Genomic DNA, 24,872 nt, shown 5'->3' with positions numbered 1-24,872 from the left:
ACCGGTGGGAGGGAAGATCCGTGGCACGGTCGGTGGTGCCCTTCCGTACCGAGCCGGATTCGGCGAACATGCCAGCTTCGCCTACGCGGTGCTCCCCAACAACGCGCCACGATGATGGCCGAGTTCCAGCAGATGGCTGCGGCATCCCCACAGGTCCAGCAGTTGGCGGGGCACACATCGAAGATCACGGTTCGGGTCCTCAACCGGGCGGCGGCCCCGCATCGCTCGCCTGCCGGCATAGCCACCACAACGCCACGGCATCGAAGGTGCTGCCGGGATCCAGGCCGGTTGCCGAGCAAAGAGCGTTGACGCGATTGCGCACGGTGTTCGGGTGGACGAACGCCGCCCGCGCGGCGCGGTTGGCGTCCCGGCCGTGCTCGAGCCAGAGCCGGACGGTGTCGAGGATCGCCTCGCGGTGCGCGCCCAGCGAGGCCAGCGCCGCATGATGCCGCTCGACGAGGGTCGCCCCGAGGTCGGGACGATCGAGGAGCGCGACGACGGGCGCGACGTCGGCGACGTGTACGGTGCCGGCGCGACCGAGGGTCAGCGAGGCGGTGGCCGCGGCGGAGGCCAGGCGGCGCAGTTGGGGTAGCTCACGGACCTCCCCCGGTCCGGCTACCCCCATCGGGGTGCCGTCTCCGGAGCCGCCGCTCGGCATCCGCGACGCCACGAGGACGAGCTTGCCGTCGTCAAAACCCAGTACGCCGGGCATCGTCAAGCACGAGCGCACCCAGCCGATCGCCTCGGGGTCCCGAGCCACGCCGACCCAGACGCCGTCGGGGCCGATCCCCACGTCCTTCGCGGCGAGGACGGCGGCGGAGCCGCCCTGGAGGAGCCGACGGATCGCCTCGTCGTCGTGATCGCGGTGGGGGAGGCGCGCCGGGATCACGGCCGCCCGGTGCGCGGCGAGAAGGCGCTGCCGGACGGCCTCGGCCCAGTCGTCGTAGAGCTCGTGCGCCTGCAGGAGAAGCGCGCTGTCGACCGCTAGTTCGCGAGCGAGAACGCCCGTCTCGGCCCAGATCCGACGGGCGGCGACGTGGACGGCGGCAAGCACCTCGGAGATCGGGATGCCCTGCTGGGCGCGGGTGACCGCGAGGTCCTCGACGAAGGCGAGTTCCGCCTCGGTGGGCCCCCGACGGGCGGCGATGGCCCGGGTGGCCGCGGTCATCAGGTCTCGGGTATGCCGGGCCATGTCGGCGGCGTCGAGGGCGGCCATCACCTGACTCGTCGCTCGTACGTCGCGGACGGCTTCGGTCAACATCTTCGGCGTCGAGGAGACCGACTCGATGAGCGCGACGATCTCGTCCCAGTTCGCTGCATCGCTCACCGGCCTGATTCTGCCGGGCGCTTGTGACCGGCCACAACGACGCGCTCGCCGCTGGGTCGCAGGTCCAAGACACGCCCGGGTCACGGGGCTTAGGTTCCTGTCCGCAGCCACAACGTCAACAGAGAGGGCTCGGGTCCATGTCCAGGAGCATGACCGGCGGTGAAGTGATCGCGAGAATGCTCGCCGTGGAAGGGGTCGAGCACCTCTTCGGGATCATCGACGGGACGTACTTCGGGCTGTACCGCGCGCTGGCCGGGGCGGGCATCACCCTGCACTCGCCGCGGCATGAGGCGGCCGCGGCACACATGGCCGGCGCCTATGCGCGACTGACCGGCAGACTGGGTGTCGTCATGGCGTCCAACGGTCCGGGCGTGGCGAACGTCCTTCCCGGCGTGGCGGTCGAGGAGGGCGAGGGCAACCGCGTCCTGCTCATCACGTCCGCCCGCCGGGTCGGCGTGGGCAACCCGGACCGCGGCGGCGCGTACCAGTACTTCGACCAGTCGGCGGTGATCGGCCCGATGTCGAAGTGGTCCGGGTACGTGCCATCGGCCGACCGCATTCCCGAACTGCTCCGCCGGGCGCTGCGGATGTCCTTCACCGGCCGGCCCGGCGTCGTCCACCTGGACGTGCCGGAGGATCTCATCAACGGGCCGACCGACATCGACCCAAGTGTCATCCGGGCGCCGCACACCTATCGCCGGGTCATGCCGCTGCAACCCGATCCGGTTCTCGTCGAGCGCGCCGCTCGCCTGCTCGTGGCGGCGAACCAGCCGGCCATCCATGCGGGATCCGGGGTCTATCACGCGGGCGCCGAAGCGGAACTGGCGCGGCTGGCCGAACTCCTCGCCGCTCCCGTCACCACGTCGTGGGCGGCCCGCGGCGTCCTGCCGGAGTCCCGGCGCGAAGCGATCCCGATGACCGCGCTCGACCTCAACGACAAGGTCCGCTGCGGGGCCGACGTCGTCCTCGTCGTCGGCTCCCGGCTGGGCGAGACCGACTGGTGGGGCAAGGCCCCGAACTGGGGTCGGCCCGGAGAGCAGCGGACGATCCAGGTCGACATCGACGAGGAGCGCGTCGGCGTCAACAAGCCCGTCGACATCGCGCTCGTCGCGGACGCCCGGGAGGCGCTGCGAGCGCTGGCGGACGCCGTCGCATCACTCGACGTACCGAACCGTCCGGACCGGCTCGGCAGGCTCGACGGCTGGCAGGTGGCCAAGGCGCAGGCACGGGCCAAGCTCGACAAGTCGCTGGCCACGGCCACCGGCTCCGCCCCCGTGCCCCCCGGCCTGGTGCCGACGATCGCCCAGGAGACCATGCCCGAGGACACGGTGTGGGTCTTCGACGGCGGAAACACGGTTGTCTGGTCGAACTTCCATCACGAGGCACGCGTGCCGCGGTCCATTCTGTCGACGTTCAAGTTCGGCATGCTCGGTGCCGGCCTGGGGCAGGCGCTCGGCGCTGCCGTCGCCGCGCCGGACCGGCGGGTGTGCTGCCTGATCGGCGACGGAGCGTTCGGCATGCACGCGAGCGAGATCGAGTCGGCCGTCCGGCTCGGCCTGCCGATCGTCTTCGTCGTCTTCGTCGACGGTCAGTGGGGCATGGTCAAGATGAGTCAGCAGATCGCCGCAGCGCCCCTCGCGACCGTCGTCCGCAAGGTGGTCTGGAACGCCTCGCTGCCCGACGAGCAGATCGTCTACGCAGACTTCGAGGCGTGCCGGTACGACCAACTCGCGAGGGCGCTCGGTGCCCACGGCGAACACGTCACGTCGGCGGCGGACCTGCGCGCCGCGTTCGAGCGTGCGCGCGACTGCGGCGGTCCCGCCGTCGTGCACGTGCAGGTCGACAACGTCGGGCACATGTGGGCGCCCGGACTGCGGGCGTTCAAGAAGATGCACCAGGAGCCGAAGGGGTGAGTGACATGCCGCCGCAACGGGCTCTCGTCACCGGGGGCACCGGCTACCTCGGCCAGCTCGTGGTCTCCCGGTTCGTCGCGGCGGGTGTCCCCACGGTGTCCGTGGACATCCGGAAGCCGGCCGCGCACCGCGACGGCGTCGTGGACATCGTGGACGACCTGAGAGCGCTCGATCTGGTCGCGCTGCTGCGCGAGCACCGTACGACGGCCGTCGTCCACCTCGCGGCGATCGTCGAGCCGCCGCGCGCGATGGGCGAGCCGGAGCTCGAGTCGATCGAGGTCGGCGGCACTCGGGCGGTGGTGGACGCGTGCGTCGCGACGGGCATCGCTCATCTCACCGTCCTGTCGTCCGGCGCGGCCTACGGCTACACGGCGCGCAACGACGGCCGGCTGCTGGACGAGGACGCCCCCGCCTCGGGGAGCCCAAAGTTCGCATACTCCCGGCACAAGGCGATGGTCGAGGCGCTCGTCGCGCGTACCCGGCGGCTGCACCCCGAACTCGGCATCCTGCTGCTGCGGCCGGGGACGATCCTCGGCGCGGCGACGGACAACCAGATCACCGCGCTCTTCCGCCAGCCTGTCATCCTCGGGCTACGCGAGTCGGACACGCCGTTCGTGTTCGTGTGGGACGAGGATGTCGCCGAGATCATCGTCACCGGGGTCGAGCGCGCCGTGACGGGGACGTTCAACGTGGCGGGAGACGGGGCGATGACCCTCGCCGAGATCGCCGCTGTGGAAGGGCGCCGCCTCGTGCGGCTGCCGGCGTCCGGCATCCGGCGTGCCCTGGCGGTCGGCAGCCGGCTCGGCATCGCGCGGTACGGCCCCGAACAGGTCGATTTCCTGCGGCACCGACCGGTGCTCGACAACGCCCGGCTCCGTCGTGCCTTCCCCGGGCTGCCCAGCCTGACCAGTCGCGAGACCTACGACCTTTATCGTCGAGCGAGGCGGTCGTGATGGCGGCACGGGTGTCCGAGCTGCGCGGCGCCGTCGTCGTGGTCACCGGGGCCGCCGGCCGGATCGGCCGGTGCCTGGTCGAGGAGCTGGAGTCCGCCGGCGCCACGGTCGTGGGACTTGACCTGGCCCGATCCTGTCCGGTGGGCGACGCCCGCTACCTCGCCTGCGACATCACCGAGCAGGACGCCGTGCGGACCAGCATCGAGCGGATCGTGGCCGGTCACGGCCGCATCGACGTCCTCGTCCACTGTGCCGGTCTGTCGGCGATCGGCAGCTTCGAGGACCACGACCTCACCACCCACCGCAGGGTCATGGAGGTCACGCATCTCGGCGCGGTCTCGGTGACCCTCGCGGCCCTGCCCGCGCTGCGGGCCGCGTCGGGTCGGATCGTCGTGGTCGGGTCCGTCGCGGGCTTCGCACCGGTCCTCGGCCGACCGCCGTACGTCGCCGCCAAGCATGCCGTCACGGGGCTGTTCACGGCGCTGCGATGCGAGCTCGAGCCGTCCGGCGTGCGGATCACTGTGGTCCATCCGACGTTCGTCGCCGGCGGCATGACGGAGGCCAGCGCCCGGGTGCCCGGGCGTGAACGTGCCAGCACGGGCAGGGAACTCACGCCCGCCGGCGTGGCCGCGGCGATCGTCGCCGGGATCGAGCGGGGTCGCGACCTCGTTCTCATCGGTCGAACCGCGCGGTTGTCCTGGTACGTCAACCGGCTGGCGCCGAACCTCTACGTTCGCCTGATGGCACGTCGACTACGTACGGGCGGCACGGCCGCGCGCCGGAAGGCACGGACATGATCGCCCTGGCGCACGCGGTTCCCGTGCTCGCCGACGGGACGACCGGAGACGTCGACTCCATCCGGATCGCCTTCAACCAGGAGGCGATGGCGATCCTGCGGATCGCGATCGCCTCGATACTGTTCGGGATCGCCCTCGACACCCGCGTCGAGGACTTTCGGCGGGCCGCCCGACGACCAGGCACGGTCGCCATCGGGGTGGCGGCGCAGTTTCTCGTCCTCCCGGCGATCACCTTCGTTCTCACCCTCGCGCTCGACGTGCGCGGCTCGGTCGCCCTCGGCATGATTCTCGTCGCCTGCTGTCCGCCGGGAAACGTGTCGAACATCGTCACCCACCTGGCCCGGGGCGACGTCGCCCTGTCGGTGTCGATGACGGCCGTGGGCAACCTGCTCGCCATCATCCTCATGCCGATCAACTTCGCCCTGTGGGGCAGCCTGCATCCCACGGGCGGGCCGATGATGCGCGCCATCGCGCTGGACCCGGTCGACATGCTCATCGAGGTTGGCCTCGTCATCGGCCTGCCGTTCCTGGTCGGCGTCGCGCTGGCCGACCGCTTCCCGCAGGTTTCCGCCAGGGCGTCGAAGGTGATCGCCCCGGCCGGGTTCCTCCTCCTCGGCGGCCTGATCACCATCGCGCTGGCGAACAACCTGTCGCTGTTCCTCGGCTACATCGGGATCGTCTTTCTGGCCGTCCTGCTCCACGACGCACTCGCACTGGGCCTCGGCTACGGCATCGCCACCGTCACGCGGCTGCCCGGACGCAGTAGGCGGGCGATGACCTTCGAGGTCGGTGTCCGCAACGCGGGGCTTGGACTGCTGCTCGTCTTCAGCTACTTCGCCGGTCTCGGCGGCATGGCACTGGTCGCCGCCTGGTGGGGTATCTGGGACATCATCGTGGCACTTGCCGTCGCGGCCTGGTGGCGCCGCAGACCGACGCGGGACGAGCCACGACCCGATGCCGTCCTGCATACCTGAGCAGGACGACGCGACTGGCCACCGTCGACGGCACGGTGTCCGATCCGTGCACGCGGCCCGCTCCGCCGGACGTTTCCGTGCGGGGTCGCGCCGGCGCCCGGTGGACCCGAAATAGCCTCGGCGGATGGACGATCTCGTCGCGCTCCGCCGCACGCTGCACGCCACCGCCGAGGTGGGCCTGCACCTGCCCGCCACCCAGGCGATCGTCCGCGACGCCATCGCCGGTCTCGGCCTGGACACCACGCTCGGCCAGGAGCTCAGCTCGGTCACGGCGGTGCTGCGTGGTGCGCGGCCCGGCCCGGTGGTCCTGCTGCGCGCCGACATGGACGCCCTGCCGATCGCCGAGGCCACTGGTCTGCCGTACGCCTCGACGAACGGGGCGATGCACGCCTGCGGCCACGACATGCACATGGCCGGTCTGGTCGGTGCCGCCCGGATCCTCGGCGCGCGCCGCGACGAACTGCCCGGCACCGTCGTGTTCATGTTCCAGCCGGGGGAGGAGGGCTACGCCGGCGGCCGGCTCATGATCGAGGAAGGGGTGCTCGACGCGGCCGGGCGGCGGCCCGTCGCCGCGTACGCCATCCATGTCGACTGCGTACTCGGCGCGGGCGAGTTCGTCACCCGCGCCGGTCCGATCATGGCGAGCGCCAGCGGCCTGAACATCCGGGTCGAGGGCACCGGCGGCCACGCCGCGTACCCGTACCAGGCCGTCGACCCGGTCCCGGTCGCCGCCGAGATCGTGTTGGCGCTGCAGACCTTCGTCACCCGGCGGGTGCCCGTCACCGATCCGGCGGTCGTCTCGGTCGTGCGCCTGCACAGCGACTCGAACGCCCCGAACGTGCTGCCGTCGTCGGTGGCGATCGACCTCAACATCCGTACGCTCTCGCGCGAGACCCTCCGCCTGGTGCGCGAGGAACTCGGCAGGCTGGTGGCCGGGCTCGCCGCCGCGCACGGCTGCACCGCCCGGACCGAGTTCATCGACTCGTACCCGGTGACGCACAACGACCCGGCCGAGACCGCGGCCGTGCTGGACCTGCTGGGCGATCGGGTCCGCCAACTGCCCGCCCCGGCGATGGCCTCCGAGGATTTCGGGTACGTGCTGGAGGAGGTCCCCGGCGCGTTGCTGTTTCTCGGTGCCCGCCCGGCCGGGGTGCCGGCCGCCGACGCGCCGCCGATGCACTCCGAGCGCGCCGCGTTCGACGACGCGGTGCTGAGTATCCAGGCGCAGACCCTCGCCGAGCTGGCCTGGCGCCGGCTGGCTCAGGAAACGGCGACGTAGCCGCTGCGTCGTCCCGCCGCGTCGAGGACGTTGCCCATCCGTTTGACCGCTCGGGGCACCAGCCAGCGGTCGGTCACCCGCGCCTGCGGAAACCGCACCCGCAGGGCCGACTCGATCCGGTCGAGGTCGGCCAGGCACCGCATCCAGAGCACGACCACCAGGTTCTCGGCCGAGACGGTCGAGGCGCACAGCCGTACGGCGGGGTGGCCGGCCAGCGCGGCGGCGACCTCGTCGAGCCGCTCCGGCGCCACGGTGAGCCACAACTGGACGGTGGCGTGCCAGCCGGCGACGTCGTGCGCGAAGTCCGCCCGGACACGGACCCAGGTGGTGCGGGCCAGTTGGGCGATGGCCCGGCGGGCCAGCGGCACCGAGACACCGATCTCCCGGGCGACATCGACCGCCGGCCGCCGTACGTCGGACTGCAGTGCGCGCACGGTCCGCTCGATCACCGGCTGCGGAACCTGCGGATCCGGCCCCGCCCGGCGCAGGTCGAGGAGTCTCGCGCGCTGGGCCGGGGTCAGCGTCCGCAGATCGAATCCGACACCCTCCTGGTAGAGCGAACGCACGAACCGGGTGCTGATCGCCCGCACCCCGGGCAGCGGCGCGATGTGCCGGGCGACGTACCTGTCGATCGCGGCCGGCCCGGGTGCCGACACGTTCACGGCCAGTTCGCGTGGCCCCGAGGTGTACTCGACGGTGACGACCGGCGGTAGCGCGGCGAGCGCGGCGGCGATCTCGTCGCGCCGGCCGGGCGCGCACCTGATCTCGGCCAGCGCCAGACCGGCCCGAGCGGGCGTCGCGTAGCAGGTCGTCCAGGCCAGCCCGGTCGCGGTCAGCCGGGACCAGCGCCGGGACAGGGTCGACGCATCGGTGTGCAGGATCGGGGCCAGCACGCTCCACGGCGTGCGGGGCACGATCTGCAGCGCGTCGACCAGCCGCAGATCGAGATCGTCGAGCACGGCGTCACCTGTGCCGGTGGCCGGCGACCCGGTCGGCCAGCTCCGGGTTGCGGTACGGCCCGGGGGCGAGCAGCGCGGCGATCACCCGGTCGACGACCTCGGCCGGCTTGTCCTGACTCATCTTGTCGCGCCCGACGAACCGGCGCACCGGCATCGAGAAGCCGACCGTGCCGCCGACGATCCGCTCGGCGTACGCGGTGTTGGCCTCGGTGACGTGCAGGCGGAACGGATTGGGCAGCGGATCCTCGAAGCGGTCGACCAGCCGTTCGAGCACCCGCAGGTTCTCGGCGGCGTCGAGGCGGCGTGGGACACCGTAGGCGTGCACGACCGCGAAGTTCCACGTCGGGACCGCGGTCGGCAGGCCGTACCAGCTGGGCGAGACGTATCCGTGCGGGCCGTGGAAGATCACCATCAGCTCGTACGAGCCGAGCCCGAACCGGTCGGCGTCGCGTCGGCCGAGGTGGCTGAGCAGCACCATCCCGTCGGCGTCCTCGTCGAGCAGCACCGGGTAGTGCGCGGCCACCAGCCCGTGCGGCCCGTTGCTGACCAGGGTCGCCCACGGGTGCGCCCGGATCAGCGTCTTGGCGTCGTCATCGTCGGCCATCACATAGCTCGTCATCCGGTCTGCTCCAGGCTGTGTCCGGTCTGTTCCAGGCGTCCGGTCTGTTCCAGGCCGTTCCAGGTCCAGCGGCCGGCCAGCAGGGTCCCCGCGACCGTCATGTCGCGGAGCTCTCTCGGTTCGACGCCCGTCGGGTCGTGGTCGAGCACGACGAGGTCGGCCGGATCGCCGACCACCACCGTGGTGCGCCCCCGGGCGCTCGCGGCCAGCGCCGCCGCGCGCGGCAGGGCCTGTTCGGGGTGCCAGGGGTCGCGTCCGTCGCGGGACCGGTCGACCGCGGCGGCCAGCGCGGCCCACGGGTCGAGCGGCGACACCGGCGCGTCCGAGCCGAGCCGCAGTGTCGCTCCGGCGTCGAGCAGCGACCGGTAGGCGAACGACCGCCCGGTACGCCCGGCCCAGTAACGGTCGGCGACGTCGCGGTCGTCCATGGCGTGCTCCGGTTGCACGCTGGCGACCAGGCCGAGACGTCCGAAGCGGGCGAAGTCGGCCTCGGCGACCAGCTGGGCGTGTTCGATCACGCCGGGGATGCCGAGCCGTTCGAACTCGTCGATCACCTGGGTGTTCGCCCGGTCGCCGATCGCGTGTACGGCGGGGCGGATGCCGGCCCGGTGGGCGGTGGCCAGCAGATCGCGCAACTGCGTGGGGGCCACGGCCTGCACGCCGTGGTTGACCGTACCGGGGTACGGGTCCCAGCACAGCGCGGTCCGCGTGTTGAGTGACCCGTCCACGACCACCTTGAGCCGGCCGACGGTGACCAGCCCGTGCCGGTCCAGCGGTGCCCCGGTGCGGTGGCCGGCGGCGATCGCGGCCGGGAGCCGGGCCGGCCAGATGGACGCCTCCACCCGCAGGGCGGTGACGCCGCCGGCCACCCGCTGCGGCCAGAGCCGCAGGTTGTCGGCGTTCTCGAAGTCGACGACGCCGACCACGCCCCGGCGGGCAGCCGCGTCGGCGCCCGCCCGGTAGTCGTCGACACCGGGCGCGGTCTCGCGGTCCAGCCGGTCGAGGGTGCCGATCCAGGCGGTCTCCCGCAGCAGCCCGCTGTCGTCCGGGTCGGTGCCGGCGCCCGGGTCCGCGCCGAGCAGGGCGGCGGCGGCCGAGTTCAACCAGCCGCAGTGCAGGTCCTTGCTGATCAGCACGATCGGCCGGTGCGCGTCGAGCGCGTCGAGCGCGGCGCGGGTCGGCCGGTCCGGCCACAGCCCGTCGCGGAACCCGTAGCCGACGACGTACGTCGCGCCGGCCCGCGCCGGCCCGGCCGGCATCGCCCTGCGTACCACGTCGACCACCTCGGCGGCGCTGGCCGTGCCGGCGAGGTCGACCCGCGAGCGGTGCTTGACCCACTGGGTGAAGTGCACGTGCTCGTCCCACAGCCCGGGCCACAGCCAGCGTCCGTCCAGTCGTACACCGCCGGCCCGCACTCCGGCGGGGGCGGGGCGCGGGCCGCCGGCCGGGGTGACCGCGGCGACCCTGCCGCCGCGCAGCAGCACGTCGTGTGGCCGGTCCACGCCGGGTAGGCGGGCGTCCCGCAACATGACATCCGGGTGCATCCTCCGAGAGTAGGAAGACCACGGCCCGGTGTTCAATGTTCCGTCGGCCCAGCAAAATCGTGCTGATTGTGCTGACAGACCATGTTCGGTCCAGCTCGGCCGACCGTTGTGGCAGCATCCGGCTCATGGCTGAGACTGCCGCGCTACCCACCACGAGCGGCCCGGTCAGCGGACTGCGGTTCGACGGGGTCAGCGAATTCCGTGGCATCCCCTACGCCGGCCCGATCGGCGGCGACCGCCGGTTCCGCGCCCCGGTCCCGCCGAGGTCCTGGACGCAGACCTACGCCGCCACCCGCTGGCCGCTGATGGCCCCGCAGCCGTGGGGCATGTCCGCCGACGACGAGGCGTACTACGGCGCCGTCTTCGGCGCGCCGTACGTCACCGAGTCCACCGAGGACGGCCTGTACCTGAACCTGTGGACCCCGGCGGCCGACGGCGCCCGCCGCCCGGTCATGGTGTGGCTGCACGGCGGCGGTCTTCTCTTCGGGCAGGCCACCCGCCCCCGGGAGAACGGCCGCCGGCTGTGCGCGACCCAGGACGTCGTGGTCGTCGCTCCGTCCCACCGCCTGGGCCTGCTCGGCTACCTGGACACCCGTACGCTGCTGGGCGGCGACGCCAACGTCGGCATGCGCGACATCGTGCTGGCCCTGGAGTGGATCCGCGACAACATCGAGACCTTCGGCGGAGACCCGGCCAACGTCACCCTGTTCGGCGAGTCCGGCGGTGGCGTGAAGATCACCACCCTGCTCGCCATGCCGTCCGCCGCCGGGCTGTTCCACCGGGCCATCTGCCAGAGCGGCGTGATGCCCTCGCCGGGCGCACCCGGCGGCCTCACCCCGGAGCAGGCCCAACCGATGACCGAAGCCGTGCTGTCGGCCGTCGGCGACCCCGCCGAGCTGCGCGAACTTCCCGCCGCCGCGCTGGCCACCATCCCGCTGCCGGGCGGCAGCGGCTGGCAGCCGGTGCTCGACGACGAGACCCTGCCCGTCCCGGTGGCGCCGGCGCTCGCCGCCGGCGCCGGCGCTGACATCCCGCTGATCCTCGGCACCGACGCCGACGAGATGCGGGTGCTGATGCGCGGCCGGGGCCTGCCCGCAACGGTGGACGAACTGGCCACGCTGCTGGTCGGGCTGGGCGGCTTGGCCGGGCTGAGCGGGGCCACCGGGGCCACCCCGGTGGCCGAGCACTACGCGGGTAGCGGCGACGACTTCGCGTTGTCCGCCGAACGGGCCCTGGGCGACGCGATGTTCCGCATCCCGACCATCCGGGTCGCGCAGCTGCGGACGACCGCCGGAGGCGCGCCGGTCTTCATGTACCTGCTCCGGTGGCAGAACCCGGCCCGCCCCGACGTCGGCGCCGGCCACGGCGTGGAGACGTCCCTGGTCTTCGGCAACCTGGCCGACGTTCCCGCCCTGCGCGACGCACCGGCGGCCGACACCCTCGCCACGATGATGGCAGCCGCCTGGGCGTCGTTCGCCCGCGACGGCGTACCCCGGGTCGGCGGCGAGCCCTGGCCGCCCTACCGGCCCACCGACCGGGCCACCCTGATCTGGGACGTCCCGCCGACCGTCGGCTGCGATCCCGGTGGCCCCGACCGGCGCGCCTGGCCCGACTGATCGTCCGCACGGACCCTGCACGGACCTGATGCGGGCGTCACCGGCGGGCGATCAGCCGGACCCGGCAGGCCAGTTCGACGGCGAAACGGGTGTCCGGCTCGGTGAGGTCGAGACCGAGGGTCTGCTCGATGCGCCGGATCCGGTAGTTGACCGCGTTCGGGTGCAGCCGTAGCTCCGCCGAGGCTCGCACCAGCGAGTTGCGGTTGCGCAGGTACGCCAGCAGCGTCTGCAGCGCGGTCGTGGCGCGGTCGGGCGCCAACCCGTCGAGGGGTGCGAGGATGTCGTCGAGCAGCGACCGGCTCAGCGGCGACGCGTAGAAGTCGAGCAGCACCCGCCGCAGTCCGGTCACGTCGGTGGCTTCGATGCTGCCGGCCCGCCCGCCGGCGATCGCGGCCTCGGCGGCGATCCGGGCCTCGGTGGCGGACTGCCGTAGCCCGCCCGCCCCGCTCTGCGGGGTGCCCAGCCCGGCGGTGAACCGCCAGTCCCTACCGGCCACCGAACTGCCGTGCGCGACCACCGTCTCGACCACCTCGCGCAGCCGGCGCTGATGGTCCGGGGCGCCGGGCTCCTCGGACGCGACGATCACCACGTTGTCGTGCAGCACCGCGAGATGCCACACTTCGTCGCGCCGGTCGACCAGTTGCAGCGCGTACAGCTCGATCGAGGAGGCGAGCACCTCGGGCGCCCGCAGCGCGGGGTTGTAGCGGTGCGTGGGGGTGAGCCAGGCGACCGCGTGCGACAGTGACACCGGTAGCCCGGCCCGGGTGGCCTCGACGGCCAACCCGTCGATCCGCGAGGACTCGGCGTAGACGAGTTCGACGATCAGGTCGGCCCGGGAGCGGGCCGGGCCGAACCGGGCCTGAAGTTCGCGTTGCAGCGAGCGGGACAGCAGGGCGGCGAGTACCGGCAGCGCGATGGCCACCGAGGCGTCGTCGCGGTCGGCGACCAGCCGGCCCATCGGTACCTCGCCCACGCACACCGCGTCCGGTGCCGACCAGGCCACCCCGGGATCCTCGATGAGCCGCAGCTCGGTGCCGAGCGCCGCGCCGGCCTCGGCCAACAGGTCCAGCGCCGGGCGGGTGGGTACGTCGGCGGCGGCGCGGGTGGCCCGGGCGATCGCGTCCTCGGCCCGCGACAGCGATTCCTCGGCACCGCCGCGGATGCTCCGATCGAGAAAGACGGCCAGCTCGGACGGGCCGGCAGCGCCCGTCAGCACCGGCAGGCCACCGCGGGTGGCGAGCACCCGGGCGGTCTCGGCGAGCCGGAAGTCCCCGACGAAGACCAGCGCGGCGCAGCCCGCGGCGATCGCCCGGCGTACGGCGACGTCCACCTGAAAGGGCCGCAGCGCCGCGCGCGACACGATCACCACGCGGCCGGCGGACACCGCGGCCAGGTCTTCCGGGGGCACGATCTCGACGCCCGAGGCGACGACGTCACCTCGGGGGCCGGCCACGTGCCGCAGACCGAGCCGGGCACCCTGGGTGAGCACGTCGTCGAGATGCACCTGGTTCACAGGCACAGTCTGACGCATTTTTCAGGTCTGACAACACATAGTGCCCGCTGAGCGGCCTCTCTAGGCTCGGTCCATGCCTGATCACCCCCTGTCCGGCGGCTCGCGGCACCCGGTCCGCGTGATCTCCCGGTCCGACATCGCGGCGCTCGCCGCCGGCTGTGCCGTGTTCGGCACCGGCGGCGGCGGCGCGGTGCACACCGAACGGCTCGCCGTCGAGGCGGCGATCGACGAGTACGGGCCGGTGGGCGTCGTCAGCGTCGGCGAACTCACCGACGACGACGCGGCGATCGTGCTGTCCGGCATCGGTGCGCCGTCGGTGGGCATCGAGATGCTCGGCGCCGTCGGCCAGGCCGAAAGCATCGTCCGGGAGGTCGAGGAGATCATCGAACGGCGGGTGACCGCGGTGATGGCGGCCGAGATCGGCGGCAGCAACGGTGTCGCCCCGGTGCGCTGGGCCGCCGAGTTGGGGCTCAAGGTCCTCGACGCGGACGGGATGGGCCGGGCGTTTCCCGAAGCCACCATGATCGCGATGAACGTGGCCGGTCTGCCCAGCCCGTTCGCCGTGATGAGCGACGTGGTCGGCAATGTCTCGGTGCTGCGCACGGTCGACCTCGGCTGGCTGGAGCGGCACGCCCGGGCGATCACCGTCGCCAGCGGGGCGATCTCGCTCGGCGCGCACTACGTGATGACCAAGCGCAACGCACCGGGCGCCGTCGTCGAGGGCACCGTCAGCCGGGCGATCCAGGTCGGTCACCGCCTGCTGCGGTGCGGACCCGGCTCGGCGGCCCGGCGCGGCACCGTCGACCCGGTCGACGAACTGGTCGACGAACTGGGCGGCGGCAGGATCATCTCTGGGAAGATCATTGACGTCGAGCGGAACACCGAGGCCGGCTTCACCCGTGGATCGGTGACCGTCGAGGGCGTCGGGGACGACCGTGGCCGGCTGGCCCGGGTCGAGATCCAGAACGAGAACCTGGTGGTCCTCGAGGACGGCGAGGTGCTCGCCAGCGTCCCCGACCTGGTCAGCATCGTCGACTCGGAGACCGGTGAGGCGATCTCCACCGAACTGCTCCGCTTCGGCCAGCGGGTCAGCGTCATCGCCTGGGCCTGCGACCCGCTGTGGCGTACCCGCCGGGGCCTTGAACTCGCCGGGCCCGCGGCCTTCGGCTACGACCTGCCGTACGTCCCCTTCGTGGCGCGGGAGCCCGCCCGATGAGCATCGCCGTGGGGATCGACGTCGGCGGCACCAACACCGACGCGGTCGCCCTGTCCGCCGCCGGCGAGGTCATCGCCTGGACCAAGAGCCCGACCACCCCCGACGTCACCGGCGGCATCCGGGCCAGCCTGACCCGGGTGCTCGCCGACCTGGGCGAACGGCGCGACGCGGTCTCCCGCGTCATGCTCGGCACCACCCACGCCACGAACGCGATCGTGCGCCGTCGCGACCTGGGCCGGGTCGCCGTGATCCGGCTCGGCGCGCCGGCCGCCACCGTCTATCCGCCACTGATCGGCTGGCCGGGCGACCTGCGCGACACCGTGCTGGCCGGCGTGGCGTTGGTCGGTGGCGGCCACATGGTCGACGGCTATCCGATCAAGCCGCTCGACCGCGACGTCATCCTGCGGTTCCTGGACTTCCACGCCGGGGCCTTCGACGCGGTCGCGGTCAGCGGCATCTTCAGCCCGTCCTTCCCCGATCAGGAACTCGAGGTCGAACAGCTGATTCGTGACCACGTCGGTGCCGCCATCCCGGTGGCGCTGAGCAGCGAGATCGGGGCGCTGGGCCTGCTCGAACGGGAGAACGCGACGGTGCTCAACGCCGCCCTGCACCGCGTCGCGCAGGACGTGACCTCGGCGCTGACCACGGTGACCGCCGAGGAGGGCATCGGCGCGACCACGTACTTCGCGCAGAACGACGGCACGCTGATGGCGGTCGAGTACGCGGCCCGCTACCCGGTCCTCACCATCGGTTCCGGCCCGGCCAACTCCATCCGTGGCGCCGCGTACCTGACCGGCGCGGACAACGCGATCGTGGTCGACGTCGGCGGTACCACCAGCGACTTCGGCGTGCTGGTCGACCGCTTTCCGCGCGAGTCGACGATGCCCCGGGAAGTCGGCGGCGTACGGACGAACTTCCGGATGCCCGACATCCTCAGTCTCGGCCTGGGCGGTGGCACGATCGTCGACCCGGCGACCGGGGTGCCGGGGCACGACTCGGTCGGCTATCGGATCACCGAGGAGGCGTTGATCTTCGGCGGCTCGACCGCCACGCTGACCGACGCGGCGGCGGCGCAGGGCGGCGGGCCCGCCGGCCGTACGCTCGCCGACCTCGCCCGCACCAGGCTCGCCGACCTCGACGGCAGCACGCGCGCCGGCCTGGCCACGGCGCTGGCGAGCGCGCACGACCGGATCGAGTCGGCGGTCGAGCGGATGTCGCTGGGTCGCACCGGCCTGCCACTGGTCGTGGTCGGCGGCGGTGGGTTCCTGGTGCCCGACCGGGTGCTCGGCGCCGGTGACGTGCTGCGCCCCGAGCACGGCGACGTCGCCAACGCGGTCGGTGCCGCGATCGCCCTGGCCGGCGGGCGCGCCGAGGAGGTCTGCGACTTCGTCGACCGGGCAGCCGCGATCGGCCAGGCCAGTCGCGCGGCCATCGACCGGGCCATCCAGGCCGGTGCCGACCCGACCCGGGTGAAAATCATCGACGTACTCGAATCACCTGTCTCCTACTCCGTACGGCCCACCCTCAAGGTCTCGGTCAAGGCGGCCGGGCCACTCGCCCAGTTCAGACACTTCCCACCCACCAGCGAGCGGTGAAGGAACCAGATATGACCAGAACCCGAATGCGGGCGTACGCGGCCGGAGCCGCCGCCCTGCTGACCACGACCAGCCTGGCCGCCTGCGGTGGCACCTCATCCGACGGCGACGGCGACGGGGAGGCCGCCGGTTACGTCTCCGGCGGCAGCTACGTCGCCGCGATCTCCTCGGACCCCGGCCACCTGATCCCGATGACCGGCGTCTCGCTCGCCGCCCGCGCGATGGTCGCGTACGCCTACGAGTCGCTCGCCGCCGTCACCAAGGACGGCGAGTTCAAACCGTGGCTGGCCGCCTCGTGGGAGGAGACCGGCACGTCCGTCAGCTACACCCTGAAGGAGGGGATCACCTGCGCCGACGGCACCCCGTTCACGGCGCAGGCCGCGGCCGACAACATCAACTACCACGCCGACCCCGAGCACGCGACCTTCTACTACGGGTCACAGGTCAACGAGGAGGTGACGGCCACCGCCGACGGCGACACGCTGACCGTCGCCCGCAGCAGGAACGACCCGCTGCTGCTGGCCAACACCGCCACCGTCGAGATGGTCTGCCCGTCGGGTCTGGCCGACCCGGACAGCCTGCAGGACGCGACCGCCGGCACCGGGCTGTTCCAGCTGGACTCCGCCACCCCGGGCTCGACCTACACGTACACCAGGCGCACCGACTACACCTGGGGCCCCGACGGCGTCACCAGCACCACCGAGGGCCTGCCCGACACGGTCGAGGTGCGGGTCGTCACCGACGAGACCACCGCCGCGAACCTGCTGGTCGCCAAGGACATCAACGCCGCCGTGATCACCGGTGCCAGCCGCGACCGGCTCGACGCGATGGAGCTGGCGACCATCACCCAGCGCAATCCGGTCGGCGAGATGCTGTTCAACGAGAAGGCCGACCGGGTCACCGCCGACCCGCTCGTACGCCGGGCCCTGGTCCTGGCCCTGGACCGGGCGGCGGTCGGCGACGTGGTCAGCAACGGCACCGCCATCGACTCGCGGTCGCTGATCGTCACGGCTCCGTTCGTCTGCGTCGCCGGCGGCCCGAAGTGGCAGCTGCCCGACACCGACCTCGCCGAAGCCGAGCGACTGCTCGACCAGGCCGGCTGGACGGCCGGCGCGGACGGCCGGCGTACCAAGGACGGTGCGCCGCTGACCGTGAAGTTCATCTACGACGCCGCGACGGCCACCCACGCCCCGGCCGCCGAACTCGTCCAGCAGACCTGGGACCAGCTCGGCATCACCACCGAGCTGTCCGGCAACAACGCCGCCGCCTGGTCCGAGCAGCTGTTCCAGACCTTCGACTGGGACACCGGCTTCGTCCAGGTCGCGCCGGGCAGCCCGCCGGTGCTGGCCAGCTTCTTCGCCGCCGCCACCCCGGACCAGGGGGGCAACAACTTCATGTTCGTCGACAACCCCGCGTACGAGGCGCTGATCGCCCAGGCCGCCGAGGCCACCCCCGAGGCGACCTGTGACCTCTGGCAGCAGGCAGAGGCCGAACTGGTCGACCGGACCGACGTCTTCCCGCTGGCCGACAACGAGCTGACGACGTACCTGTCCGGTGCGGAACTGACGGCGGACGTCTTCCATTCGCCGGCCGAGATCCGCATGCTGGGCTGATCGCCATGACGATCCCCTCGACCGTGGACCCGGTGCCGCCTGCCCTGCCGACGGAACCCACGGCCGCGCGCCGAGGGGACCGTCGCGCCCGCCGCCGGCTGCCGCCGCGCGCGGCGTTCGTCCTGCACCGGGTCGGTCGCGCGGTGCTCTGCCTGGCCGTCGTCGTGGTCGCCACCTTCGCCATCGTGCACCTCGTGCCCGGCGACCCGGTGCGCGCCGCGCTCGGTCCCAGCGCCACACCGGAGCTGGTGGCCAGTACCCGAGCGCAACTCGGCCTGGACACGCCCGCCGCGCGGCAGTTCGTGGCCTACGTCACCGGGCTGCCGCGCGGCGACCTCGGCGTCTCCCTGCAGACGCACCGCGACGTCGGCGCCACGCTCGCCGAACGACTGCCCGCCACGCTCACCCTCGCCCTGCTCGGATTCGTCCTGGCGGCACTGGGCGCGCTGATCATCGGGATCACCACCTCCGTCGGCGCCCACCGTCGCCGGCACCGGATCGCCGACGCCGTGGTGTCCTGGCTGCTCGGGGCGATCATCGCCGTGCCCGAACTGCTCAGCGCGATCGGTCTGGTCGCGCTGTTCGGCGTCACGCTCGGCGTCCTGCCGGTGGCCGGCTGGGGCGATCTCGACCAGGCGATCCTGCCGGTCGTCGCGCTGGCGCTGGGCCCGATGGCGTACCTGGCCCGGATCGTGCACGTCGAAATGCTCGCCGTGCTCGACACCCCGTACCTCACCACCGCCCGCAGCAAACGCCTGCCGGCCCGGCTGCTCTACCTGCGGCACGCGCTGCCCAACATGATCACCGGAGCGCTCACCGCCGGCGGACTGGTGCTCAGCGGGATGGTGGCCGGCACCGTCGTGATCGAGACGGTGTTCGCCATCCCCGGCCTCGGGACCACCATCGTCTCGTCGATCACCGCGAAGGACTACCCGATGATCCAGGGCGTCGTGCTGGTGTACGCGACCCTGGTGCTCGCCCTGAACCTGCTGGTCGACCTGATCCTGGCCACCCTCGACCCGCGCTCGTCGATCATGGAGGGCTGACCGGTGTCCGTGCCGCGCGGGGCGCGTAGCCCGCAGGGTGTGCTGACCGTGGTCGGCGTGCTCGCGTTGGTGTCGACCGTGGCCTTCGCCCCGCTGATCTGGGGCGACGCCGCGACGACCACGGTGATCGAGCGACGGCTCGACGGACCCGGCGCCGCCCACTGGTTCGGCACCGACGAACTCGGCCGCGATCTGTTCGCCCGCACGCTCGTCGCCGCCCGCCTGTCGGTGCTGGTCGCATTGGGATCGACGGCGATCGCCGGCCTCGGCGGCGTCACGGTCGGGGTGGGTGTGGTGCTGCTGCCCCGGATGCTGCGCCGGTTCGCCACCGCCGCGATCGAGATCCTCATGTCGTTCCCGTGGCTGCTGCTCACGCTGTTCTTCTCGGCGATCTGGGGCGCGAGCGTGACCGGGGCGATGCTCGCGGTCGGCTTCGCCGGCGTGCCGACCTTCGCCCGGCTGACCTACACCTCGGCAGCGTCGGTGAACGAACGCGACTACGTCCGGGCCGCCCGGATCGTGGGCGTCGGCCCGGTGAGCGTCGTGTGGCGGCACATCCTGCCGAACATCCGCGCGTTGCTGCTGGTCAACACGGCCGCCGTCGCGTCGGCGACGCTGCTGGCGTTCACCGGGCTGTCGTTTCTCGGGCTGGGCGTGCAGGCACCGGCGTACGACTGGGGGCGCCTGCTGCGCAACGGGATCGAGCAGATCTACAGCAACCCGATGGCCGCGCTCGGCCCCGGCATGGCCGTCGTACTCACCGGGCTGGTGCTCAACTCGCTCGCGTTGTTCGCGGGCCAGCCGGTGCGGCCCGGCTTCGGGCTCTGGCGCCTGCCCGGCTCGGCCGCCCCGGCCGCCCCGGCCGACGCTCCCGCCGGGGACGTGGTCGCCGTGGTCAGCGACCTGCGGGTCAGCTTCCCCGCGCCCGACGGCCACCTGCACGAACGGGTACGCGGAGTGTCGTTCTGCATCCGGGCGGGGGAGACGGTCGGCCTGGTCGGGGCGTCCGGATCGGGCAAATCGGTCACCGCGATGGCCCTGGCCGGACTGCTCGGGCCCGACGCCCGGGTCGACGCCGCCGCGCTGCGGCTGCGCGACATCGACATGGCCGCGCCGCTGAACGCGGCCGCGCGCCGGCGGCTCGGGCTCGAACTCGCCATGGTGTTCCAGGATCCGCTCACCTCACTCAACCCGGCGCTGACCATCGGCCGGCAGCTCACCGAGGTGAGCGAGGTGCACGAGCGGATCGGCCGGAGCGCGGCGCGGAAACGGGCGCGGGAGTCGCTCGCCACGGTCACCATCGACGACCCCGCCCGGCGGGTCCGGCAGTACCCGCACGAACTCTCCGGCGGCATGCGACAACGCGTGATGATCGGCATGGGCCTGATGGGCCGGCCCCGACTGCTGATCGCCGACGAGCCGACCACCGCGCTCGACGTCACCGTGCAGCGCACCGTGTTGCGGGTGCTGCACCGGGCCCGGCGCGGCACCGGCAGCGCCATCCTGCTCATCTCCCACGACATCGCCCTGGTCAGCACGTTCTGCGACCGGGTGCTGGTGATGCGCGACGGCGAGATCGTGGAGGAGTTGGCGGCCGACCGCCTGCACGAGGCCCGGCACCCGTACACCCGGGCGCTGATCGCCTGCGTGCCGCACATGACGACGGACCGCAACCGGCCGCTGGCGGTGATCCCGTGAGCACCCTCGCCTTCTCGCGGGTCTGCGTCCGGTACGGGCACACCACGGTGGTGGACGCCGTCGACCTGACCGTCGCGTCGAACACGGTGCACGGGCTGGTGGGCGAGTCCGGCTCGGGCAAGTCCACCCTGGCCGCCGCCGCGGTCGGACTGGTTCGGCCGTCACACGGCGCGATCCTGCTGGACGGCACGGACATCGCGGGACGATCGTCGGCCGCGCGCCGGGCCCGCCGCCGCGTACAACTGATCTTCCAGGACCCGTACTCGGCGCTGGATCCGCGCATGTCGGTGGGCGCCTCGCTGGTCGAGGCGATGCGGGCCAGCGGCCGATCGTTGTCGCGGGCCGGGCGGGCCCGGCGGGTGGCCGAACTGCTGGAGATGGTCCACCTCGATCCGGGTCGCGCCCGCGACCTGCCGGCGGCCTTCTCCGGCGGCCAGCGCCAGCGGATCACCATCGCCCGCGCCCTGGCCGCCGAACCGACCGTGATCATCGCCGACGAGATCACCTCCGCATTGGACGTGTCGGTGCAGGGTGTGGTCCTCAACCTGTTGCGTGAACTGCAAACCTCGCTCGAGCTGACGATCCTGTTCATCTCGCACAACCTCGCGGTGGTGCGCTACGTCTGCGACACGGTCAGCGTGATGCGCCACGGCCGGATCGTCGAAAACGGCGAGACCGGACAGATCCTGTCGACGCCGACGCACACCTACACCCGCGAGTTGCTCGCCGCCGTTCCGGTGCTGGGGGAACGCCCCGACTGGGACGCCTACTGACAGAGCTGCCGGCCTCGTCGGCTCCGGTCGTTGGCTCCATCCATCGACTGCTTTCGTTCGTTGGCTGCCGGCCCCGCTCGTCGGCAGGTAACCATCGAGATTAGGCTGACCTAACAGGGTTGGTCCGACTGGGAGGTCTCCGTGACGGATGCCGGCCGACACACGCAGGGTCTGTCCGAATGGATCATGACCCGGGACGGCCGTCGGCTGCACGCCGCGATGCTGCCCGGGCCGGGTGACGACACCGCACCGACCGTGGTGTTCGAAGCCGGCGCCGCGGGAAGCCGGTCGTCCTGGGCTCTCGTCCAGCCCCGGGTGGCCGGATTCGCCCGCGCCGTCGCCTACGACCGGTGCGGACTCGGCCGCTCCGCGCCGGATCCGGTCGGGCGGACCCTGGACCGGATCGCCGACGATCTCAACGACCTGCTCGATCACTACGGTCCCGGTCCGTTCATCCTTGCCGGGCACAGCGCCGGCGGGCCGATCGTCCGTCTGGCCGCCGCCCGCCGTCCCGACCGGATCCGCGGCCTCGTGCTCGTCGACCCCACCGACGAAAGCGCAGACGTCCTGTTCAGCCGGCGATTCCGGCACGCCGAACGACTGGCCATCATGGCCGGCACCGTTCTCGCCCGCACCGGCACCCTGAAACGGTTGTACGGCTTCCTGCTCGATGCCTGCCCGGCCGACGTACGCGCCGACCTCGAACGCGAAGGTTTCACCCCGACCGTCATCCGCACCCAGGCCGCGCAGGCACGTACGTTCCTCGACGAAATCGCCGCGTGGCGTACCGCCCCACCCGACATCGGCGACATCCCGGTGACCGTCATCTCGGGCGCCCGTCCCGGCGACGGAATGCCCCCGGCGATCCGCGCCGCGGCGATCGCCGCACACAAGCAACGCGCGGCCCGGTCCGCAGGTGGACGGCACGTCGTCGCCGAGCACTCCAGCCACTACGTCCCGATCACCGAGCCCGACCTCATCACCGAGGAGATCCGGCGGCTCGTGACGTCCGTGGCCGGAAACCATCAGTGATCGCGGGGGCGGCCCGGCCCGGCGGGCCGGCGGCCGGCCGCTGCAACACCTGCGTGTGGTGGGTGTTCCAGCGGCCGGCCAGACCGAATCAGAATGGTCAGTTCACCGAAAGATCTTCGTGGAAGAACATCGTCGAGGGCCCAACGTCCCCTTCAGGGGATGGGACGAAGCTGGGGATCAGCGGCGAGTTGCCGTTGTTCGGTGCCTCCACCACTTTCCCATTGGTGGCGGACTGCAACACCACACTGCCGTTTCCGCCGTGGTAGAGCCAGAACGTCTGTGCCGTGCCGACCGCGATACTGTTGGCGATCAACGGTTGGGTGCCACCCGCCGGCGCGTTGACGTAGTGCCGGTTGGAGTGTGCCCGTAGCGCGATCGCATCTCCACCCAGGTCGAGCATGTCGAACTTTTCCGACTTGTTGGCGGCGGTGGCGCTGGCGATCAGCGGACTCGCGCCGAGGCCCGGGGTGGTCACGATCTTGCTGTTGACCGCGGATCGCAACGCGACGACCGCCGCTGGCGAGGCCCAGATGAACTTCTCCGCCACGCCGAGCGTGGTGGCGCTGGCGATCAGCGGGCTGGCCCCGCCCGACGGCGCGGTGACGTACCTGCTGTTGATCTTGGCGATCAGGCTGACCGTGCCGTCACCGTTCATGATCGGCTGGAAGCGCTCGGCGTCGGTGATCGCGGTCGCGTTGGCGACCAACGAGCCGGCACCGCCCGAGGTGGCGCTGACGTACTTGCCGTGCACCCAGGACGCGAACGCGTAGTAGCCGTCACCGGCGTTGACCAGGGTGAACTTCTCCGAGTCGCCGATTTCGCTCAGCGGCTTGGTCGCGGTCAGCGGCAGCGTGCCGTTCGACCCGACCGAGACGTTGCGGCCGTTGGTCAGCGACCGCAGGCCGGTGGCCAACGGCACGGCAGTGGTGCCGATGCGCAGCATCACGTCGCTGGTGTTGTAGGCGGCGGTGTTGCGCACGACCCGCCGGGTGCCGCCGTACACGAGGAAGTTGCGCACCTCGGTGGGCGTCCAGCCAGGATTGGCCGACAGCGCGAGCGCGGCGGCGCCGGCCACGTGCGGGCTGGCCATCGAGGTGCCGCTGTACCGGTCGATCGCCGTGTCGTTGCTGGCCACCGACGAGGGGATGTGGTTGCCCGGTGCGTGGATGTCGACGCATGGACCATAGTTGGAAAACGACGCTCGGAAGTCGACCTCGTCGGTGGCGCCGACCGTGATGGCCGAGGCCGCACGGCCGGGCGACTCCTCGCAGGCGTCCGCGCCGCTGTTGCCGGCGGCGACGGAGTAGCTGATGCCGGAGGCGATCGAGGACTCGACCGCGGCGTCCAGCACGGCGCTCGGCGCGCCACCGAGGCTCATGTTGGCGACCGCCGGCTTGACCGCGTTCGCGGTCACCCAGTCGACGCCGCCGATCACGCCGGCCAGCGTCCCGCGGCCCTCGCAGTCGAGCACTCGCACGGCCACCAGGCTGACGCCCTTGGCGACGCCGTAGTTGGCGCCGCCGATGGTGCCGGCGACGTGCGTGCCGTGGCCGTCACAGTCGCTCGCGACCGGGTCGTTGTCGACGAAGTCGTAGCCGTAACTGGCCCGGCCACCGAATTCCTGGTGGCTGATCCGGACGCCGGTGTCGATGACGTAGGCGTGCACGTTGCCCGCCGTGTTCGGGTAGATGTAGCGCTTGTTCATCGGCGCGAAGATCTGGTCCACCCGGTCCAGACCCCAGGACGGCGGGTTCACCTGGGTGTCGTACTTGGACATCGTGCGGTTCTGCTCCACGTACGCCACCGCAGGGTTGGTGGCGAGCGAGGTGGCCTGCGCCTGGCTCATCCGGGCGGCGAAGCCACGGATCGCGCGGGTGTACGTGTGGGAGACGGTGCCGCCGTACCGCCTGGTCAGGGCCGCCGCGTTGGCGCCGACCTCGGTCGGCTGGGCTTTGGTGTCCTTGAACACCACGATGTAGCTGTCCTTGATGACGCTGCTGGCGGTGGCTCCGAAGAGGCCTGGAGCCTTGGCCGGCACCGGCGGGTGGGCCTGCGCGGCACCCGTGCCGGTGATCGTCGCGGCGACCGTGACCGCGACGATGGCGATCCCGGCCAGGGCCGAGCGGCCGGCTCGGCGAGATTGGGACACGTGAACTCCCCGTTGGTGTCAACGTCCAATATGGACGCGGGATGGACTGTGCTGCCTCCTGGCAACGACCGCACCCATCTTTGTCGACAGCCGCCGCCGAGGGCTCAGCCGTTCGGACGATTGGCGATCGAATGTCCTGATCCGGCTCCGGCGGCACGCCGACCAGTTCTCGTCCAGACCGTGACCAGATGGCTCCGCCAGCCTGAACGGACGCGTCTGGACGTCGCGTGGGACACGTCGCGTGGGACATGAGGAG

The 24,872-nt window shown here is 72.2% G+C and carries 19 protein-coding genes; 13 read left to right on the top strand and 6 right to left on the bottom strand.

What is annotated here, in order from left to right; translation table 11 throughout:
• Positions 1-199: 199 nt before the first annotated feature.
• Positions 200-1,327 carry a helix-turn-helix domain-containing protein gene (locus ACN27F_RS06130; RefSeq protein ID WP_421431634.1) on the bottom strand — a complete coding sequence of 376 codons (1,128 nt, stop codon included), beginning with the start codon at positions 1,325-1,327 and terminating at the stop codon, positions 200-202.
• Positions 1,328-1,476: 149 nt separating this feature from the next.
• Between ACN27F_RS06130 and ACN27F_RS06125 the strand changes: the two genes are divergently transcribed.
• The 5 genes from ACN27F_RS06125 (at position 1,477) to ACN27F_RS06105 (ending at position 7,243) form a co-directional block, all read left to right on the top strand.
• Positions 1,477-3,240, top strand: coding sequence for a thiamine pyrophosphate-binding protein (locus ACN27F_RS06125; protein WP_421431633.1), 1,764 nt, complete (start codon positions 1,477-1,479; stop codon positions 3,238-3,240).
• A 5-nt stretch (positions 3,241-3,245) separates the two neighbouring features.
• Positions 3,246-4,193: an NAD-dependent epimerase/dehydratase family protein gene (locus tag ACN27F_RS06120; protein ID WP_421440000.1), complete on the top strand. Its 948-nt coding sequence runs from the start codon at positions 3,246-3,248 to the stop codon at positions 4,191-4,193.
• The gene (locus ACN27F_RS06115) at positions 4,193-4,990 is read left to right on the top strand and encodes an SDR family NAD(P)-dependent oxidoreductase (protein ID WP_421431632.1); all 798 of its coding nucleotides are present in this window, start codon (positions 4,193-4,195) and stop codon (positions 4,988-4,990) included. Before ACN27F_RS06120 ends, ACN27F_RS06115 begins: the two co-directional genes overlap by 1 nt.
• Positions 4,987-5,964 carry a bile acid:sodium symporter family protein gene (locus ACN27F_RS06110; RefSeq protein WP_421431631.1) on the top strand — a complete coding sequence of 326 codons (978 nt, stop codon included), beginning with the start codon at positions 4,987-4,989 and terminating at the stop codon, positions 5,962-5,964. The genes ACN27F_RS06115 and ACN27F_RS06110 overlap by 4 nt, the downstream gene beginning before the upstream one ends.
• A gap of 124 nt (positions 5,965-6,088) precedes the next feature.
• A complete protein-coding gene (locus ACN27F_RS06105; protein ID WP_421431630.1) occupies positions 6,089-7,243 on the top strand; it encodes a M20 metallopeptidase family protein in 1,155 nt (384 codons plus the stop codon).
• Here the strand turns inward: ACN27F_RS06105 and ACN27F_RS06100 are convergent.
• Genes ACN27F_RS06100 through ACN27F_RS06090 form a run of 3 tightly spaced genes read right to left on the bottom strand, consistent with a single transcriptional unit; the run spans position 7,225 to position 10,365 of the window.
• Positions 7,225-8,202 carry an Lrp/AsnC ligand binding domain-containing protein gene (locus ACN27F_RS06100; protein WP_421431629.1) on the bottom strand — a complete coding sequence of 326 codons (978 nt, stop codon included), beginning with the start codon at positions 8,200-8,202 and terminating at the stop codon, positions 7,225-7,227. The two genes, ACN27F_RS06105 and ACN27F_RS06100, sit on opposite strands and share 19 nt — an antisense overlap.
• A 4-nt stretch (positions 8,203-8,206) precedes the next feature.
• The gene (locus ACN27F_RS06095; RefSeq protein ID WP_421431628.1) at positions 8,207-8,821 is read right to left on the bottom strand and encodes an FMN-binding negative transcriptional regulator; all 615 of its coding nucleotides are present in this window, start codon (positions 8,819-8,821) and stop codon (positions 8,207-8,209) included.
• Entirely contained in the window at positions 8,818-10,365 is a 1,548-nt protein-coding gene (locus ACN27F_RS06090) for an amidohydrolase (RefSeq protein WP_421431627.1), read from the bottom strand. Before ACN27F_RS06090 ends, ACN27F_RS06095 begins: the two co-directional genes overlap by 4 nt.
• A gap of 125 nt (positions 10,366-10,490) precedes the next feature.
• On the opposite strand from ACN27F_RS06090, the gene ACN27F_RS06085 reads away from it, so the two are divergent.
• On the top strand, positions 10,491-11,981 hold the full coding sequence (locus ACN27F_RS06085) for a carboxylesterase/lipase family protein (RefSeq protein WP_421431626.1): 1,491 nt from the start codon (positions 10,491-10,493) through the stop codon (positions 11,979-11,981).
• A 37-nt stretch (positions 11,982-12,018) separates the two neighbouring features.
• Here the strand turns inward: ACN27F_RS06085 and ACN27F_RS06080 are convergent, their stop codons facing one another.
• Positions 12,019-13,494, bottom strand: coding sequence for a PucR family transcriptional regulator (locus ACN27F_RS06080; protein WP_421431625.1), 1,476 nt, complete (start codon positions 13,492-13,494; stop codon positions 12,019-12,021).
• A gap of 73 nt (positions 13,495-13,567) precedes the next feature.
• Between ACN27F_RS06080 and ACN27F_RS06075 the strand changes: the two genes are divergently transcribed.
• The 7 genes from ACN27F_RS06075 to ACN27F_RS06045 all read left to right on the top strand — a co-directional run bounded on the left by ACN27F_RS06075 (position 13,568) and on the right by ACN27F_RS06045 (position 22,467).
• Entirely contained in the window at positions 13,568-14,710 is a 1,143-nt protein-coding gene (locus tag ACN27F_RS06075) for a DUF917 domain-containing protein (protein WP_421431624.1), read from the top strand.
• Positions 14,707-16,305 (top strand): hydantoinase/oxoprolinase N-terminal domain-containing protein, encoded by a 1,599-nt coding sequence (locus ACN27F_RS06070; protein WP_421431623.1) that lies wholly within the window; start codon positions 14,707-14,709, stop codon positions 16,303-16,305. Before ACN27F_RS06075 ends, ACN27F_RS06070 begins: the two co-directional genes overlap by 4 nt.
• A gap of 11 nt (positions 16,306-16,316) precedes the next feature.
• On the top strand, positions 16,317-17,918 hold the full coding sequence (locus tag ACN27F_RS06065; RefSeq protein ID WP_421431622.1) for an ABC transporter substrate-binding protein: 1,602 nt from the start codon (positions 16,317-16,319) through the stop codon (positions 17,916-17,918).
• A gap of 5 nt (positions 17,919-17,923) precedes the next feature.
• Positions 17,924-18,964, top strand: coding sequence for an ABC transporter permease (locus tag ACN27F_RS06060; RefSeq protein ID WP_421431621.1), 1,041 nt, complete (start codon positions 17,924-17,926; stop codon positions 18,962-18,964).
• 3 nt (positions 18,965-18,967) lie between these two features.
• Entirely contained in the window at positions 18,968-20,662 is a 1,695-nt protein-coding gene (locus ACN27F_RS06055) for a dipeptide/oligopeptide/nickel ABC transporter permease/ATP-binding protein (RefSeq protein WP_421431620.1), read from the top strand.
• Positions 20,659-21,435 (top strand): ABC transporter ATP-binding protein, encoded by a 777-nt coding sequence (locus tag ACN27F_RS06050; protein ID WP_421431619.1) that lies wholly within the window; start codon positions 20,659-20,661, stop codon positions 21,433-21,435. Before ACN27F_RS06055 ends, ACN27F_RS06050 begins: the two co-directional genes overlap by 4 nt.
• Positions 21,436-21,576: 141 nt before the next feature.
• Positions 21,577-22,467, top strand: a complete 891-nt coding sequence (locus tag ACN27F_RS06045) for an alpha/beta fold hydrolase (protein WP_421431618.1) — start codon at positions 21,577-21,579, stop codon at positions 22,465-22,467.
• 97 nt (positions 22,468-22,564) lie between these two features.
• Here the strand turns inward: ACN27F_RS06045 and ACN27F_RS06040 are convergent, their stop codons facing one another.
• Positions 22,565-24,616 carry a S8 family serine peptidase gene (locus tag ACN27F_RS06040; protein ID WP_421431617.1) on the bottom strand — a complete coding sequence of 684 codons (2,052 nt, stop codon included), beginning with the start codon at positions 24,614-24,616 and terminating at the stop codon, positions 22,565-22,567.
• Between the last annotated feature and the right edge of the window lie 256 nt (positions 24,617-24,872).

This window comes from Solwaraspora sp. WMMB335, from assembly GCF_049179075.1.
Taxonomy (GTDB): Bacteria; Actinomycetota; Actinomycetes; order Mycobacteriales; family Micromonosporaceae; genus Micromonospora_E.
The sequence above is the reverse complement of the archived record's forward strand: the minus strand, read 5'-3'. Positions and strand labels throughout refer to the sequence as shown.

Bases quoted from the DNA above. Each gene is read 5' to 3' on its own strand.
- ACN27F_RS06125 (WP_421431633.1), top strand. From the start codon at position 1,477: ATGACCGGCGGTGAAGTGATCGCGAGAATGCTCGCCGTGGAAGGGGTC.
- ACN27F_RS06120 (WP_421440000.1), top strand. From the start codon at position 3,246: ATGCCGCCGCAACGGGCTCTCGTCACCGGGGGCACCGGCTACCTCGGC.
- ACN27F_RS06115 (WP_421431632.1), top strand. From the start codon at position 4,193: ATGGCGGCACGGGTGTCCGAGCTGCGCGGCGCCGTCGTCGTGGTCACC.
- ACN27F_RS06110 (WP_421431631.1), top strand. From the start codon at position 4,987: ATGATCGCCCTGGCGCACGCGGTTCCCGTGCTCGCCGACGGGACGACC.
- ACN27F_RS06105 (WP_421431630.1), top strand. From the start codon at position 6,089: ATGGACGATCTCGTCGCGCTCCGCCGCACGCTGCACGCCACCGCCGAG.
- ACN27F_RS06095 (WP_421431628.1), bottom strand. From the start codon at position 8,821: ATGACGAGCTATGTGATGGCCGACGATGACGACGCCAAGACGCTGATC.
- ACN27F_RS06090 (WP_421431627.1), bottom strand. From the start codon at position 10,365: ATGCACCCGGATGTCATGTTGCGGGACGCCCGCCTACCCGGCGTGGAC.
- ACN27F_RS06085 (WP_421431626.1), top strand. From the start codon at position 10,491: ATGGCTGAGACTGCCGCGCTACCCACCACGAGCGGCCCGGTCAGCGGA.
- ACN27F_RS06075 (WP_421431624.1), top strand. From the start codon at position 13,568: ATGCCTGATCACCCCCTGTCCGGCGGCTCGCGGCACCCGGTCCGCGTG.
- ACN27F_RS06070 (WP_421431623.1), top strand. From the start codon at position 14,707: ATGAGCATCGCCGTGGGGATCGACGTCGGCGGCACCAACACCGACGCG.
- ACN27F_RS06065 (WP_421431622.1), top strand. From the start codon at position 16,317: ATGACCAGAACCCGAATGCGGGCGTACGCGGCCGGAGCCGCCGCCCTG.
- ACN27F_RS06060 (WP_421431621.1), top strand. From the start codon at position 17,924: ATGACGATCCCCTCGACCGTGGACCCGGTGCCGCCTGCCCTGCCGACG.